13 protein-coding genes are annotated in these 15,383 nt (G+C 69.8%); 6 read left to right on the top strand and 7 right to left on the bottom strand.

What is annotated here, in order from left to right:
• Positions 1-85: 85 nt before the first annotated feature.
• Genes IE251_RS02280 through IE251_RS02260 form a run of 5 tightly spaced genes read right to left on the bottom strand, consistent with a single transcriptional unit; the run spans position 86 to position 5,638 of the window.
• Positions 86-1,141: an ABC transporter ATP-binding protein gene (locus IE251_RS02280; protein ID WP_189751191.1), complete on the bottom strand. Its 1,056-nt coding sequence runs from the start codon at positions 1,139-1,141 to the stop codon at positions 86-88.
• Complete coding sequence (locus tag IE251_RS02275; RefSeq protein WP_189751190.1) at positions 1,134-2,108, bottom strand: ABC transporter ATP-binding protein; 975 nt, start codon at positions 2,106-2,108, stop codon at positions 1,134-1,136. The genes IE251_RS02280 and IE251_RS02275 overlap by 8 nt, the downstream gene beginning before the upstream one ends.
• Before the next feature lie 7 nt (positions 2,109-2,115).
• Positions 2,116-3,096: an ABC transporter permease gene (locus tag IE251_RS02270; protein WP_189751189.1), complete on the bottom strand. Its 981-nt coding sequence runs from the start codon at positions 3,094-3,096 to the stop codon at positions 2,116-2,118.
• On the bottom strand, positions 3,089-4,009 hold the full coding sequence (locus IE251_RS02265) for an ABC transporter permease (protein WP_030778920.1): 921 nt from the start codon (positions 4,007-4,009) through the stop codon (positions 3,089-3,091). The genes IE251_RS02270 and IE251_RS02265 overlap by 8 nt, the downstream gene beginning before the upstream one ends.
• Positions 4,010-4,012: 3 nt before the next feature.
• Positions 4,013-5,638 carry a peptide ABC transporter substrate-binding protein gene (locus IE251_RS02260; RefSeq protein ID WP_189751188.1) on the bottom strand — a complete coding sequence of 542 codons (1,626 nt, stop codon included), beginning with the start codon at positions 5,636-5,638 and terminating at the stop codon, positions 4,013-4,015.
• Positions 5,639-6,102: 464 nt separating this feature from the next.
• Here IE251_RS02260 and IE251_RS02255 point away from each other — a divergent pair, with 464 nt between their 5' ends.
• The 6 genes from IE251_RS02255 to IE251_RS02230 all read left to right on the top strand — a co-directional run bounded on the left by IE251_RS02255 (position 6,103) and on the right by IE251_RS02230 (position 13,133).
• Complete coding sequence (locus tag IE251_RS02255) at positions 6,103-7,131, top strand: ABC transporter permease (protein WP_030778916.1); 1,029 nt, start codon at positions 6,103-6,105, stop codon at positions 7,129-7,131.
• A 78-nt stretch (positions 7,132-7,209) separates the two neighbouring features.
• On the top strand, positions 7,210-8,991 hold the full coding sequence (locus IE251_RS02250) for an ABC transporter substrate-binding protein (RefSeq protein ID WP_189751187.1): 1,782 nt from the start codon (positions 7,210-7,212) through the stop codon (positions 8,989-8,991).
• Positions 8,992-9,075: 84 nt separating this feature from the next.
• Positions 9,076-10,056 carry an ABC transporter permease gene (locus IE251_RS02245; RefSeq protein ID WP_189751186.1) on the top strand — a complete coding sequence of 327 codons (981 nt, stop codon included), beginning with the start codon at positions 9,076-9,078 and terminating at the stop codon, positions 10,054-10,056.
• A gap of 10 nt (positions 10,057-10,066) precedes the next feature.
• Entirely contained in the window at positions 10,067-11,092 is a 1,026-nt protein-coding gene (locus IE251_RS02240) for an ABC transporter ATP-binding protein (protein ID WP_189751185.1), read from the top strand.
• 26 nt (positions 11,093-11,118) lie between these two features.
• A complete protein-coding gene (locus tag IE251_RS02235) occupies positions 11,119-12,162 on the top strand; it encodes an ABC transporter ATP-binding protein (protein WP_189751184.1) in 1,044 nt (347 codons plus the stop codon).
• Between the two features lie 230 nt (positions 12,163-12,392).
• Positions 12,393-13,133, top strand: coding sequence for a class I SAM-dependent methyltransferase (locus tag IE251_RS02230; RefSeq protein ID WP_189751183.1), 741 nt, complete (start codon positions 12,393-12,395; stop codon positions 13,131-13,133).
• A gap of 45 nt (positions 13,134-13,178) precedes the next feature.
• Here IE251_RS02230 and IE251_RS02225 read toward each other — a convergent pair whose 3' ends face one another.
• Complete coding sequence (locus IE251_RS02225; protein WP_189751182.1) at positions 13,179-14,300, bottom strand: ABC transporter ATP-binding protein; 1,122 nt, start codon at positions 14,298-14,300, stop codon at positions 13,179-13,181.
• A gap of 13 nt (positions 14,301-14,313) precedes the next feature.
• Positions 14,314-15,375 carry an ABC transporter ATP-binding protein gene (locus IE251_RS02220; protein ID WP_189751181.1) on the bottom strand — a complete coding sequence of 354 codons (1,062 nt, stop codon included), beginning with the start codon at positions 15,373-15,375 and terminating at the stop codon, positions 14,314-14,316.
• Positions 15,376-15,383 lie beyond the last annotated feature (8 nt).

The raw sequence follows: 15,383 nt of genomic DNA, 5'->3' as shown, positions 1-15,383 counted from the left end.
ACGGAAGCGGTACCGATATACGGACAAGGCAGCCTGAACTGCGTACGGCCGTGCGGGTGCCGTAAACGGGCCGGGGTGCGCCATGTCACCCCGGCCCGTTGCCGTTCCCGGGCTCCCCGGAGGGGAGGGCCGGCCTCTCCTCGGCGAAGTGACAGGCCGACGGGTGGGCCGCGGGGCCGCCGGCGTCCCGGAAGACGGCCGGCACCGCCAGCTCCGGGACCTCCCGCGCGCACCGCTCGCGCGCCTTCCAGCAGCGGGTGCGGAAGCGGCACCCGGACGGGACGGCCGCCGGCGAGGGCACGTCCCCGCTGAGGATGATCCGCTCGCGCCGGTCGCGGGCCCCGGGGTCGGGCACGGGCACCGCGGAGAGCAGCGCCTGGGTATAGGGGTGCGTCGGATGGTCGTAGATCGCGTCGGCCGGGCCGCTCTCCACGATCCGGCCCAGGTACATCACCCCGACCCGGTCCGAGATGTGCCGCACCACCGACAGGTCGTGCGCGATGAAGACGTACGACAGGCCGAACTCCGCCTGGAGCCGGGCCAGCAGGTTGACCACCTGGGCCTGCACCGAGACGTCCAGGGCGGAGACCGGCTCGTCGGCGACCACGATCTCGGGGCGCAGCGCCAGCGCCCGGGCGATGCCGACGCGCTGGCGCTGGCCGCCGGAGAACTGGTGGGGATAGCGGCCCGCGTACTCCGGGTCCAGGCCGACCACGTCCAGCAGCTCCCGCACCCTGCGGCGCCGGTCACCCTTGGGGGCCGCCTCGGGGTGGATCTCGTACGGCTCCCCGACGATGTCCCCGACCGTCATCCGGGGGTTGAGCGAGGTGTAGGGGTCCTGGAAGACCATCTGGACGGCGCGGCGCACGGCCTTCAGGGCCCGGCCGGACAGGGCGGTGATGTCCTCGCCCTTGAACCGGATGGTGCCGGCCGTCGGGCGCTCCAGATGGCACAGCAGCCGGGCCACCGTCGACTTGCCGCAGCCCGACTCGCCGACCAGGCCCAGGGTCTCGCCCCGGCCGAGCGTGAAGTCGACGCCGTCGACCGCCTTCACCGCACCGGTCTGCCCGCGCAGCAGCACGCCCCGGGTGAGGGGGTAGTGCTTGACCAGCCCGGTCACCTCCAGGATCGGCTCAGCCACGCAGGCACTCCCTCCAGAAGTGGCAGGCGCTGGCCCGGCCGCCGGGCACCTCGTACAGCGGGGGCTCGTCGGTGCGGCACACGTCCTGGGCCATGGGGCAGCGCGGGTGGAAGGAGCAGCCGGGCGGGACGCGCATGAGGTTCGGCGGCATGCCCTTGATCGCGTACAGCTCCCGGCCCTTGCGGTCCAGCCGCGGCACCGAGTCCAGCAGCCCCCGGGTGTAGGGGTGGGCCGGGGCCCGGTAGAGGTCGCGCACGGGCGCGGACTCGACGATCCTCCCGGCGTACATCACCGCGATCCGATCGGCGACGTCCGCGACCACGCCCAGGTCGTGGGTGATCAGGATCAGCCCCATGCGGTACTCCCGCCGCAGCTCCGCCAGCAGGTCCATGACCTGGGCCTGGACCGTGACGTCCAGGGCGGTGGTGGGCTCGTCGGCGATGACGAGGGCCGGCCGCAGGGCCAGCGCCATCGCGATCATGATGCGCTGGCGCATGCCGCCGGAGAACTGGTGGGGATGGTCCCGCACCCGCTGGGCCGCCGCCGGGATGCGCACCCGCTCCATCAGCTCCACCGCCCGGGCCCGGGCGTCCTTGCGGGACATCCCCCGGTGCACGACGAACATCTCCCCGAGCTGGTCCCCCACGGTGAGCACCGGGTTGAGCGCCGACAGCGCGTCCTGGAAGATCATCGCCATCTGCGCGCCCCGGATCCGGCGCCGCTCCCTCTCCTTGAGGGTGAGCAGGTCCCGGCCCTGGAACAGGACGCGCCCGCCGGTGATCCGGCCGGGCGGGGTGTCCAGGATGCCCATCACGGCCTGCGCGGTGACGGACTTGCCGGAGCCGGACTCGCCGAGCACGGCCAGGGTCTCCCCCGCGTCCACCGCGTAGCCGACCCCGTCGACGGCCCGGGCGATGCCGTCCCGGGTCCGGAACTCCACGCGCAGGTCCCGCACTTCGAGCAGCACGGCGCCGTCACCTCAGTTTCGGGTCGAGGGCGTCGCGGACCGCGTCGCCGAGCATGATGAAGGCCAGCACCGTCACGGCCAGGGCGCCCGAGGGCCACAGCAGGGCGTGCGGGGCGTTGCGGATGAAGGGGGAGGCGGCGGAGATGTCGATGCCCCAGGAGACGCTGGGCGGCCTCAGGCCGACGCCGAGGTAGGACAGGGTCGCCTCCAGGGCGATGTAGGTGCCGAGCGCGATGGTGGCGACGACGATGACGGGCGCCACCGCGTTGGGGGCGATGTGTCTGAGCAGGATGCGGGTGTCGGAGGCGCCGAGGGCGCGGGCGGCCTGGACGTAGTCGTTCTGCTTGACGGTGATGACCGAGCCGCGCGCGATCCGGGAGATCTGCGGCCACCCCAGCAGCACCATGAAGCCGACGACCGGCCAGACCGTGGTGGAGGTGACCATCGAGAGCAGGACCAGGCCGCCGAGGACGACCGGGATGGCGAAGAAGATGTCGGTGAGCCGGGACAGCAGCGCGTCCCAGACGCCGCCGAAGTAGCCCGCGAGTCCGCCGAGCACCGAGCCCAGCAGCGCCACCCCGAGCGTGGCGCACAGGCCGACCGTGACGGACGTACGGGCGCCGTGGACGGTGCGGGTGTAGACGTTGCAGCCCTGGCCGTCGTAGCCGAAGGGGGCGCCCGGGGCCGGGCCGTCCTGGGATCTGGCCAGGTCGCAGCTGAGGGGGGAGCCGGGGGCGATCAGCGAGGGCCACAGCGAGATCAGCACCAGGAAGCAGATGACCAGGGCCGACAGCAGGAAGACGGGGTTGCGGCGCAGGTCCCGCCAGGCGTCGGACCACAGCGACCGGGGCCGGCCGGCCGGTCCCTGCCCCGGTCCTCCGCCCGGTGTCCCCTCCAGTGTGACGGCCTCGCTCGCGCCGAGGTCCATCGCGCCGCCCATGCCGGTGCCGGCGATCGCGCCTTCGGGCTCGTAGGGCTGTTCAGGCATGGCGGATCCTCGGATCGAGTACGGCGTACAGCAGGTCGACGAGCAGGTTGGCCACCAGGAAGACGAGCACCAGCACGGTCACGAAGCCGACGACGGTCTGGCTGTTCTGGCGCAGGATGCCCTGGTAGAGCTGGTAGCCGACGCCGTGGATGTTGAAGATCCGCTCGGTGACGATGGCGCCGCCCATCAGCGCGCCGATGTCGGTGCCGATGAAGGTGACCACGGGGATGAGCGAGTTGCGCAGCAGGTGCCGGGTGACGACCCGGCGGCGGGGCAGGCCCTTGGCGACGGCGGTGCGGACGTAGTCGGAGCGCCGGTTCTCCGCGAGGGAGGTGCGGGTCAGCCGGGTGACGTAGGCGAGCGAGACGGAGGCGAGGACCAGCCCGGGCACGATCAGCTCGTCGAAGCCGCCGGCGCGCACCGAGGGCCTGATCCACTGCCACTTGATGCCGAGCAGCAGTTGCAGCAGCAGGCCGGTGACGAAGGTCGGCACGGAGATGACCACCAGGGTGGCCAGCAGCACCGCGGTGTCCACGGGCCGGCCGCGCCTGAGCCCGGTCACCACGCCCAGGGTGACGCCGACGACGACCTCGAAGAGGACGGCCACGACGGTCAGCCGGACGGTGACCGGGAACGCCGTCGCCATCAGCTCGGTGACCGGCTGTCCGTTGAACGCCGTGCCGAAGTCGCCGGTGAAGACCTTCGCCATGTAGGTGAGGTACTGCCGCCACACCGGCTGGTCGAGGCCGAACTCCCGTCTGAGCTGGGCGGCGGTCGCCGGGTCGCAGGCCCGTTCCCCGCACAGGCCGGCGACGGGATCGCCCATCACGTTGACCATCAGGAAGATCAGCAGCGTGGCCCCGACGAAGACCGGGATCATCTGGAGCAGCCGGCGCAGGACGTGGCGTCCCATGGCTCAGCCGACCCTGATCTCGTTGTACACGGGCACGCTGAACGGGTTGAGCGCCACGTGGGACAGCCGCTCGGAGTAGCCGGCGTTGCCGTTCTGGTACCACAGCGGGATCGCGGCCATGTGGTCCCGGACGACCTCCTCGGCGCGCTGGAAGAGGGCGACGGACCTGGCGGGGTCGGTCTCGGCGTTGGCCCGGTCGACCAGCCGGTCGAACTCCTCGTCGGACCAGGCGCCGTCGTTGGAGGAGGCGCCGGTGTAGTAGAGGGGCTGGAGGAAGTTCTGGATGAGCGGGTAGTCCATCTGCCAGCCCGCCCGGAACGGGCCGGTCATCCGGTGCCCGCCGAGCTGGTTGCGGAAGTCGGCGAAGGTGCCGACCGGGTTGCCGACGCAGGCCCGGTCGTCGCCGAGCGCGTTGTTGATGGAGTTGCACACCGCGTCGACCCACTGCCGGTGCGAGCCGGAGTCCGCGTTGTAGGTGACGGTGAGCCGGCCGCCGGGGATGCCGCCGCCCTCCTCGATCAGCTCGCGCGCCCGGCCGGGGTCGTAGTCGCACGCCCTGCCGCACAGGCCCTCCTTGTAGCCGCCGGCCGCGCCGAGCACCGGGGAGGTCCAGTCGGTGGCCGGGGTGCGGGTCCCGCGGAAGATGGTGTCGGTGATCTGCCGGCGGTTGATCGCCATGGACAGCCCGGTGCGGACCTTCTCCGCGCCGGGTCTGCTCCAGGCCTTGTCGTAGTAGGGGAAGGCGAGGGTCTGGAGGATGCCCGCGGGCGTGTTGAGGTAGCGCTCGCCCAGGTCGCTCTCGACGTTCTTCAGCTGGGCGGCGGGGATGTCGTCGGCGAGGTCGAGGTTGCCGGCCAGGAGGTCGGTGTAGGCGGTGTTGCTGTCGGTGTAGACGAGCAGGGTGACGCCGTCGTTGCGCGCCTTGTCCGGGCCGGGGTAGCGGTCCCACTTCTTCAGGTACATCTGCGCGCCCTTTGTATAGGACTCGATGGTGTACGGGCCGTTGCCGACGGGCTTGCGCACCCAGGCCGCGTGGTCGGTGAAGAAGGCGCGGGGCAGCGGGGCGAAGGCCGCGTAGCCGAGGGTGTCGGGGAAGCCGGAGAACTTCTGGTTGAGCCGGACGGTGAAGGTGTGGTCGTCCACCACCTTCAGGCCGCTCAGGGTGTCGGCGCGCTGCCGGCCGTTGTCGGGGTGGACCTCGTCGTAGCCGTCGATGTAGCCGAAGAAGTAGGCGTTCTTCTGGTTGTTGCGCAGGTTCGCCCCGTAGTTCCAGGCGTCCACGAAGGAGCGGGCGGTCACCTTCTCGCCGTTGGAGAAGATCCAGCCGTCTTTCAGGCGGACGGTGAAGGTGCGCGAGTCCCGGGTCTCGATGGACCGGGCCAGAAAGTCGCGGGCCTTGCCCGTTTTCGGGTCGTACCGCTTCAGGCCCCGGAAGATCATGTCGAGGACCTTGCCGCCCTGCACCTCGTTGGTGTTGGCCGGCTCCAGCGGGTTCTGCGGGTCGGCCCAGGAGGAGCTGAGCACTGCGCCGCCGTTGCCGCCGGCGCCCGCGCCCGCGCAGCCCGTGGCGGCGAGCGCCAGGGCCGCCGCCGCGCAGGCGGCCCGTCGGGCGTGCGTGCTGCGCCGCATGGCGTGCCTCCTCGTGAGCCGGAAAACGAGTACGGGTCGAGGGAGACATACCGCGCGCGGCTGTCGCGTACTGCCCGAAAAGACGGCCTTTAGGGGGACGCGTCATCCGATTGCAGGCACCCGGCGCCCGGCCACTGATGATCTTGACCATCCAGCGCAATAGATCTCCGCGTAACGATGCCGAAACGTTGGATTGGGACGGGGTGATGTACGCATGTCGACACTCCACCGTCCGCATATCGAACTTCTTGCCCGTTTCGCGCAGTTGGTCCGATGTGAAGCACGGATTGATTACGGCGCGCTACCCGCGTAGCTACGGAACGATCAAGAGGGGGTAAAGAAGGTAAAGAGAAAACCAAGGCGGCCGAGAATTTATTGACCTTGAATGAATTGCGTTGAAAAAGTCCGGCGTAGCCCGTAGGGGAGCGCCCTGCGGAGCCTTGACCCACAAGGCACGGAGCATCATGACCCCCGCAACCCCTTCCCCGGCCGCCCCGCTCGAGGTGACCGACGAAGACAGCGCCGCATCGGCGAAGCCCGCCACCCCCAAGGGCACCGAAAGCCGCTCTCCGGGACGGCTGGCCTGGATCCGCTTCAAGCGGGACCGGACGGGCGTCATATCCGCCTTCGTGGTGATCCTCTTCTTCGTCGTCGGCATCCTCGCGCCGCTCATAGCCAAGCTGTACGGCAAGGACCCGTACACCACCTACGGCATGAACATCCCGGGCCTGCTGAACGAGTTCAACTACCCGGTCAAGCCCAACGGCGGCATCAGCTCCGACTTCTGGTTCGGCATCGAGCCGCAGCTCGGCCGGGACGTCTTCACCTTCCTGCTCTACGGCATCCGCAACTCGCTGCTCATCGCGACCGCGGCCGCCCTGCTGACGACCCTGCTCGGCGTCGTCGTCGGCGTCACCGCCGGTTACCTCGGCGGCAAGACGGACTACTTCGTCGGCCGGGTCATCGACATCCTGCTGGCGTTCCCGCAGACCCTCTTCTTCATCGCCTTCTGGCCCGTGGTGATGGCCATCTTCGTCTCGCCGGAGGAGAACACCCCGGTCTGGCTGACCGTCACCAGCCTCATCCTCGTGATGACGGCCTTCGGCTGGGCCTCCATCGCCCGACTGCTGCGCGGCGAGGTGCTCGCGCTGCGCGAGCGGGAGTTCGTGGAGGCGGCCAAGGTCACCGGCGCGTCCCCGGCACGCATCATCTTCAAGGAACTGCTGCCCAACCTCTGGACGCCGATCCTGATCCAGTCGACGCTGCTGCTGCCCGCGTACGTCACGGCGGAGGCGGGTCTCGCCTTCCTCGGCGTCGGTCTGACGGACCCCACCCCCGACTGGGGCGTGATGATCCAGAACGGCGCCAAGGTGTACCAGGACGACATCACCTTCATGCTCTTCCCGGGCCTGTCGATGGTGGTCTTCGTGGTCGCCTTCAACCTCCTCGGTGACTCGGTCCGCGACGCCCTGGACCCCAAGACCAAGCGCTGAGCTCCATCCCCGGCCACGGCGACGGGGCCCGGCCGGGGTCCCAGCACCACTTCGTTCCTCCAGCAGAACAGGCCAGCCATGTCCTTTTCCCGCAGAAACTTCCTGATCGCCACCTCTGTCGCGGCCGCGGGCTCGACGGTGCTGTCCGCGTGCAGCAGCGGTGACGCGGGCGGCAGCGGTACCCCGAGCGCCGGCGCCACGGAGTACACCGGCGCCAAGGTCACCATCGGCACCCAGGCCGACTCCACCGGCCCGGCCCCGGAGATCCCCGGCGCGAAGACGGGCGGGACGATCTACGGCCTGGCCCCGGACGACTTCTCGCACCTGGACCCGCAGCGCATCTACTACGCGTACAACTCCACCGTCGCGAACGTGCTGCACCGCTGCCTGACCGGCTACAAGATCGACGCGTCCGGCAAGCAGAAGCTGGTCGGCGACCTGGCCACCGACACCGGCACTCCCTCCGCCGACAACAAGACCTGGACCTTCACGCTGAAGGAGGGTCTGAAGTGGGAGGACGGCAGCGAGCTGACCGTCGAGGACGTCCGCCACGGCATCGAGCGCTCCTGGGCGCCGTTCATCACCGAGGGCGCCGACTACGTCCAGCGGGCGCTGACCGGCAAGTCCGGCAAGTGGCGTGACGCCTACGAGGGCCCGTACAAGGGCAAGCACCTCGACTCGATCGTCACCGACAAGGCCAAGCGGACGATCACCTTCAAGCTCGCGGAGTCCAAGCCGGACTTCAACTTCACCCTGGCGATGCACTCGTACGCCCCGGTGCCGGCCAAGCTGGACACCAAGGAGAAGTACGACAAGAAGCCGGTCGCCTGCGGCCCGTACATGGTCAAGGCGCACACCACCGACAAGTCGATGGTGCTGACCCGCAACAAGCACTGGGACCCGAAGACGGACCCGATCCGCAACGCCTACCCGGACGGCTTCGAGTTCCGCTTCGGTGTGGAGACGCTCGACTCCACCGACCGCCTCATCGCCTCCCAGGGCAACGACGCCTACGCGGTCTCCATCTACAAGGGCGTCCCGGCCGAGCGCATCCAGAAGGTCCTGACCGACCCCGAGCTGAAGAAGCGCACCTTCAACGGCCTGATCGGCGGCACCTACTTCTACTGGATCAACACCAAGCGGGTCACCGACCTCAAGGTCCGCCAGGCCCTGATCCACGCCTGGCCGCTCCAGCAGATCCGGCAGATCTACGGCGGCCCGTCCGCCGGTGACATCGCCACGACGACCATCAGCCCCGACATCATCGGCTACGAGAAGTCCGATGTGTACGGCAAGCTGAAGAAGCCGCAGGGCGACCCCGAGGCCGCGAAGAAGCTGCTGAAGGAGGCCGGCAAGGAAGGCCAGAAGATCGTCTACGCCTTCCCGAACGACCCGACCTACAACAAGACCAAGGTCGTCATCGAGAACGCGCTCAAGGCGGCCGGCTTCACCCCGGTCATCAAGCCGATCGACTCCACGTCCTACTACGACCAGGTCCAGCAGGTCGACAACAGCTACGACGTGATGTGGGGCGGCTGGTCCCCGGACTGGCCGACCGCCTTCACGATGCTCCAGCCGCTGTACGACGGCGAGGCCATCGGCAACGGCAAGAACAACGTCTCGCAGACCAACGTCGACTGGATCAACGAGGGCATCAAGAAGAACGCGGTCATCAGCGACCAGAACGAGGCCGGCAAGGCCTGGGTCGCCCTGGACAAGCGGATCATGGAGGAGGTCGCCCCGATCATCCCCGAGACGTTCACCCGCCGCTTCTACGTCTACGGAAACAAGGTCGGCGGCGCGCAGTTCGACCCGAACTTCTCCGCCACGCTGCTGTACAAGACCTTCGTCAAGGCCTGACGTACGGCCCCCTAGGCGGGGCGGCCCCGGTGCCGCCCCGCCGTCTCTCCCCCCTACGGCATCCGTCAGGAAATCCCAACTGCCATGTTCCGCTTCCTCGTCCGCCGGATCCTCGGCGCCGCGGTGATTCTGCTGATCATCAGCGCCCTGGTGTTCGTCCTGTTCTACGCCGCTCCGCGCGACCCCGCCCGCATCGCCTGCGGCAAGGTCTGCACCCCGGAGACCCTGGAGTTGGTGAAGAAGAACCTGGGGATCTCCGATCCGCTCCCCATGCAGTACTGGGAATGGCTCAAGGGCCTGTTCGTGGGGCGGGACTACACCTCGTACGGGCACTGCGACGCGCCCTGCCTGGGCTACTCGTTCCAGAGCCGTGAGCCGGTGCTGGACACCATCCTGGACCGCTTCCCCACCACCATCTCCCTGTCCCTCGGCGCCGCCGTGGTCTTCCTGATCTTCGGTGTCGGCACCGGCATGCTGGCCGCCGTCAAGCAGGGCAAGGCGCTGGACAAGATCGCCAGCTCGGCCTCGCTGATCGCGTCCTCGATGCAGATCTACGTGGTCGGCGTGTTCGCCACCTACCTCCTGGTCGACCAGCTGCACCTGCTGGACCGGGCCAGCTACACGCCGTTCACCGACAACCCCGGCAAGTGGTTCTCCGGCCTGCTGGTGCCGTGGCTGGTGCTGTCGCTGATCTTCACCGCGAACTACACCCGTATGACCCGTTCGCAGATGGTCGAATCGCTCACGCAGGACTACGTGCGCACCGCCCGCGCCAAGGGCCTGTCGCGCCGCACGGTGTTCTTCCGGTTCGCCTGGCGCGGCGCCATGGGCCCGATCATCACCATCTTCGGCCTCGACCTCGGTGTGCTGCTCGGCGGCGCGATCATCACCGAGTCGACCTTCAGCCTCCAGGGCCTCGGCATGCTCTCGGTGAAGGCGGTCGGCACCAACGACCTGCCGATCCTGCTGGGCGTCATCATGGTCGCCGCCGCCGCGATCATCGTGTTCAACATCATCGTGGACGCCGTGTACGCCCTGATCGACCCGCGCGTGCGCCTCGCTTAAGGAGAGACCCATGAGCACCCCCTTCCTCTCCGTCCGCGACCTCAAGGTGCACTTCTCCACCGAGGACGGCGTCGTCAAGGCCGTCGACGGGCTCTCCTTCGACCTGGAGAAGGGCAAGACCCTCGGCATCGTCGGCGAGTCCGGCTCCGGCAAGTCCGTCACCAACATGGCGATCCTGGGCCTGCACGACCCGCGCAACACCGCCCTCGACGGCGAGATCCTGCTCGACGGCAAGGAGCTGGTCACCGCCACCGAGAAGGAGCTGGAGCAGCTCCGCGGCAACAAGATGTCGATGATCTTCCAGGACGCGCTGGCCTCGCTGTCGCCGTACCACACCATCGGCGCGCAGATCGGCGAGACGTACCGCAAGCACACCGGCTGCTCCAAGAAGGAGGCCCGGGAGCGCGCGGTCGAGATGCTCCGCCGGGTCGGCATCCCGCAGCCCGACGTCCGGGTGGACGACTACCCGCACCAGTTCTCCGGCGGTATGCGCCAGCGCGCGATGATCGCCATGGCGCTGGTGTGCGACCCGGAGCTGCTGATCGCCGACGAGCCGACCACGGCCCTCGACGTGACGGTCCAGGCGCAGATCATGGACCTGCTGAAGGACCTCCAGCAGGAGTTCGGCACCGCGATCATCTTCATCACGCACGACCTGGGCGTCATCGCGGACATCGCGGACGACGTGCTGGTGATGTACGGCGGCCGGTGCGTGGAGCGCGGCACGAAGAAGGAAGTGCTCCAGACCCCGCAGCACCCGTACACGCTGGGGCTGCTCGGTTCCATGCCGAGCCTGGACGGACCGGTCGACGTACCGCTGTCGCCGATCCCCGGCTCGCCGCCCTCCCTGCTCAACCCGCCGTCCGGCTGCCGCTTCCACCCCCGGTGCGCGTTCGTCGACCAGGTGGCCGGCGGGCGGTGCTCCAGTGAGCGGCCCGCGCTGGAGTTCGTGGACGGGCGGGCCGCCGCCTGCCATCTGACGCCGGAGCAGAAGCGCGAGTTGTTCTCCGACTACGCCGCGGCCCGCACCCACTGACGGTCTTCAGACGGGACTTCACCACCATGAGCAGCACCACCCCCCTCCTGGACGTCTCCGGGCTCACCAAGCACTTCCCGATCAAGGGCGGCTTCCCCATCAAGCGAACCGTCGGCGCCGTCCAGGCCGTCGACGGGCTGGACTTCCAGGTCGCCGCGGGCGAGAGCCTGGGCCTGGTCGGCGAGTCCGGCTGCGGCAAGTCGACCACCGGCCGGCTGATCACCCGCCTGCTGGAGCCGACCAGCGGCAAGATCACCTACCAGGGCCAGGACATCACGCACGCCGGCCGCAGGGATCTGGCGCCGATCCGCTCCGAGATCCAGATGATCTTCCAGGACCCGTACGCCTCGCTGAACCCGCGGCAGACGGTCGGCAAGATCATCTCCGGGCCGATGGAGATCAACGACATCAACCCGGAAGGCGGCCGGGAGAAGCGGGTCCGCGAACTCCTGGAGATCGTCGGTCTGAACCCGGAGCACTACAACCGGTTCCCGCACGAGTTCTCCGGCGGCCAGCGCCAGCGCATCGGCGTGGCCCGCGCCCTCGCCCTGGAGCCGAAGCTGATCGTCGCCGACGAACCGGTCTCCGCCCTGGACGTCTCCATCCAGGCCCAGGTCGTCAACCTGCTCCAGAAGGTGCAGCGGGAACTCGGCATCGCGTTCGTGTTCATCGCCCACGACCTCGCCATCGTCCGGCACTTCTCGCAGCGCGTCGCCGTGATGTACCTCGGCAAGATCGTGGAGATCGCCGACCGCGAGGACCTGTACGGCAACCCGCGCCACCCCTACACCCGGGCCCTGCTGTCCGCCGTGCCCGAGGCGACGGTGGAGGAGGAGCCGCGCGAGCGCATCCGGCTGACCGGGGACGTGCCGTCGCCGATCAACCCGCCCTCCGGCTGCCGCTTCCGCACCCGCTGCTGGAAGGCGACCGAGAAGTGCGCGTCGGAGGCGCCGCCGCTGGTGCGGGTGGAGGGCAACCGGGACGGCCACCTCACGGCCTGCCACTACCCGGAGACGGCGGACACCGTGCCCGCCCCGCGCCTTTCCAAGGACCCCGAGGCGGCGGCCTGACACACCCCTTTCCGTCAGCCGCCCCCTCGCGGAGCGGACTTTCACCGGCCCATTGACCCGAGCCCATGAACGTCCGGTCCAGGGGACGAGGGCCCGCGCCTGCCCAGGCGCGGGCCCTCTCCCGTGCTCCACCGGTTCGCGTCACCGAACAGCAACTCCCTTTGTTTTCAAGGGATTACAAGTACGCCTTTCCCGACCCATCGTTCGGTGCGGTGTGTCACACTGCCGCGGTGGTGGACCAAGCCTTTGCCGACCCCTCACTCGCCGCGCTGTACGACAGCCTCAACCCCTGGGGACCGGGTGACGACTTCTACCTCGGGCTGCTGCGGGAGGGCGGCTCCGTGCTGGACATCGGGTGCGGCACCGGGCAGTTACTGCGGCGGGCCCGGGCCGAGGGACACCGGGGACGGCTGATGGGCCTCGATCCGGCTCCCGCGATGCTCGTCCAGGCCCGCCGGGCGCGACCCGACGTCGAGTGGGTCCTCGGCGATGTCCGGGTACGGCACTGGCGGCAGGAGTTCGACCTGGTCGTCATGACCGGCCACGCCTTCCAGGAGCTGCTGACCGACGACGACATCCGGACCTGCCTGCACGCCGCCCACGCCGCCCTGCGCGGCGGCGGCCGTTTCGTCTTCGAGACCCGCAACCCCGCCGCCCGGCCCTGGGAGCGCTGGACCCCGGACCGGGTGCACGAGATCACCGCTCCCGACGGCACCCCGGTGCGGGTCTGGCACGAGACGCTCGGCACCGGCCCGGAGCGGGGCCGGGTGCGCTTCACCGAGACCTACGCGGGCCCGCACTGGCCGTCCCCGCGCTCCGCGCACGGCGTCCTGCGCTTCCTGGACGCCCCGGCGCTGGAGGGTTTCCTCGCCGAGGCGGGCCTGACGGTGGCCGCACAGTACGGCGACTGGAACCGGGCCCCGCTCACCCCCGCGGCCCCGGAGATCATCACGGTGGCCCGCCGGGCCTGAGCCCGGCGGGCCGGGCCCCGGGCGACCCCGTCGTGGCGCTCGCGCTCAGCCCCCCTGTTCCTCCTCCAGCGCCGTCAGGGCCGGGTCCAGCACGATGTCCTCGGCCCGGGCCCCGGTGGTCGGCTCCTCCGGGAAGTGGCAGGCCGTCAGGTGGCCGTCCCGGTTGCCGGCGAGCCGGACCAGCGGGGGCTCCTCGGTCGCGCACCGGTCCTGGGCCTTCCAGCAGCGGGTGCGGAAGCGGCAGCCGGAGGGCGGGGAGATGGGGGACGGGACGTCACCGGCCAGCCGGATCCGCTCGCGCCGGGGCGCCTCGCCCTCCGTCAGGGTCACCTCGGGGACGGCGGAGAGCAGGGCGTGGGTGTAGGGGTGGCGCGGACGGGTGTAGATGGAGTCGCGGTCACCCACCTCGATGATCTTGCCCAGGTACATGACCGCCACGCGCTGGGAGAAGTGGCGGACCACCGCCAGATCGTGGGCGATGAAGAGGAACGCGATGCCCAGCTCCTTCTGGACCTTCTGGAGCAGGTTCACCACCTGGGCCTGGATGGAGACGTCCAGCGCCGAGACCGGCTCGTCCGCCACGATCAGCTTCGGTTCCAGCGCCAGCGCCCGCGCGACCCCGATGCGCTGGCGCTGGCCGCCGGAGAACTCGTGCGGGAACCGGTTGTAGTGCTCCGGGTTGAGGCCCACGATCTCCAGGAGTTCCCGGACCCGCTTCTCCCGGCCGCCTTCCGGGTCGATGCCGTTGATCTCCATCGGACCGGAGATGATCTTGCCGACCGTCTGCCGCGGGTTCAGCGACGAGTACGGGTCCTGGAAGATCATCTGGATCTCGGAGCGGATGGGGGCGAGCTGCTTGCGCGTGGCATGGCTGATGTCCCGGCCGCGGTAGGTGATCGTCCCGCCGGTCGGCTCCAGCAGGCGGGTGATCAGCCGGCCGGTGGTCGACTTGCCGCAGCCGGACTCGCCGACCAGGCCGAAGCTCTCCCCCGCGTGCACGGTCAGGTCCAGCCCGTCCACGGCCTGGACGGCGCCGACGGTCCGCTTGATGGGGAAGCCGCCCTTGACGGGGAAGTGCTTGACCAGCCCCGAGACCTCCAGCAGGGGTTCCGGTGGCGTGTCGGCAGCGGCCTCGCGGGCGGCGGGGAGGACCAGGTCCTCTTTCATGTCGGTTGTCCTCCTAGCCCAGTCGGGGCCTGATCTCTTCGGCGAAGATGGTGCGTTTCTGTTCGGCGCCGAGGTGGCACGCCGAGGAGCGGCCCGGTGCCAGGGCGGGGCTCTCGGTGACGCAGCGGTCGCCGCCGACCCGGTCCCGGAAGGCGCACCGGGGGTGGAAGCGGCAGCCGGACGGCGGGGTGAGCAGGCTCGGTGGCGTCCCGGGAATGGGTTCCAGCGGGGTGGCGAGGTCGGAGTCCAGCCGGGGCATGGAGTTCAGCAGGCCCCAGGTGTACGGGTGCCGCGGCGCGCGGAGCACCTCGTCGACCGTGCCGCGCTCCACCGCGCGCCCGGCGTACATGACCATGATGTCGTCGGCCATGTCGGCGATGACCCCGAGGTCGTGGGTGATGAAGACGATCGCGGTGCCGAACTCCCGCTGGAGGTCCTTCAGCAGATCCAGGATCTGGGCCTGCACGGTCACGTCCAGCGCGGTGGTCGGCTCGTCGGCGATCAGGAGGTCCGGGTCGCACACCAGCGCCATGGCGATCATCGCGCGCTGGCGCATACCGCCGGAGAACTGGTGCGGATAGTCCCGGGCGCGCTCCGCGGGGTTCGGGATGCCGACCTTGCCGAGCATCTCCACGGCACGTTCCCAGGCGGCCTTCTTCGAGGCGCCGGTGTGCTTCATGTACGGCTCGGCGATCTGCCGGCCGATGGTGTAGAAGGGCGACAGCGCGGTGAGCGGGTCCTGGAAGATCATCGCCACCCGGTTGCCGCGGAGCTGCTCCAGCTCCTTCTCGGTGGCGGTGACCAGCTCCTTGCCGTCCAGGACGATCTCCCCGTCGATGGTCGTGAACAGCGGGTCGTGCAGCCCGAGGACGGTCAGGTTGGTGACCGACTTGCCCGAGCCCGACTCGCCCACGATGCCGAGGGTCCGGCCGCGGTCGACGTCGAAGGAGAGCCCGTCGACGGCCCTGACCGGGCCGTCCTCGGTGGAGAACGTCACCTGGAGATCGCGCACCGAGAGGAATCCGCCCGGCCCGGTCGGGGCCGGCGCTCCCCCGGCCTTGGTCACTGTGGTCACGATGGCTG

Origin of the sequence: Streptomyces eurythermus (assembly GCF_014649115.1) — a bacterium.
In the GTDB taxonomy this organism is placed as follows: domain Bacteria; phylum Actinomycetota; class Actinomycetes; order Streptomycetales; family Streptomycetaceae; genus Streptomyces; species Streptomyces eurythermus.
The sequence above is the reverse complement of the archived record's forward strand: the minus strand, read 5'-3'. Positions and strand labels throughout refer to the sequence as shown.

What these genes read in the sequence shown, in the direction of transcription:
- IE251_RS02240 (WP_189751185.1), top strand. Translation starts at nt 10,067, where the DNA reads ATGAGCACCCCCTTCCTCTCCGTCCGCGACCTCAAGGTGCACTTCTCC.
- IE251_RS02250 (WP_189751187.1), top strand. Translation starts at nt 7,210, where the DNA reads ATGTCCTTTTCCCGCAGAAACTTCCTGATCGCCACCTCTGTCGCGGCC.
- IE251_RS02260 (WP_189751188.1), bottom strand. Translation starts at nt 5,638, where the DNA reads ATGCGGCGCAGCACGCACGCCCGACGGGCCGCCTGCGCGGCGGCGGCC.
- IE251_RS02270 (WP_189751189.1), bottom strand. Translation starts at nt 3,096, where the DNA reads ATGCCTGAACAGCCCTACGAGCCCGAAGGCGCGATCGCCGGCACCGGC.
- IE251_RS02265 (WP_030778920.1), bottom strand. Translation starts at nt 4,009, where the DNA reads ATGGGACGCCACGTCCTGCGCCGGCTGCTCCAGATGATCCCGGTCTTC.
- IE251_RS02225 (WP_189751182.1), bottom strand. Translation starts at nt 14,300, where the DNA reads ATGAAAGAGGACCTGGTCCTCCCCGCCGCCCGCGAGGCCGCTGCCGAC.
- IE251_RS02255 (WP_030778916.1), top strand. Translation starts at nt 6,103, where the DNA reads ATGACCCCCGCAACCCCTTCCCCGGCCGCCCCGCTCGAGGTGACCGAC.
- IE251_RS02235 (WP_189751184.1), top strand. Translation starts at nt 11,119, where the DNA reads ATGAGCAGCACCACCCCCCTCCTGGACGTCTCCGGGCTCACCAAGCAC.
- IE251_RS02245 (WP_189751186.1), top strand. Translation starts at nt 9,076, where the DNA reads ATGTTCCGCTTCCTCGTCCGCCGGATCCTCGGCGCCGCGGTGATTCTG.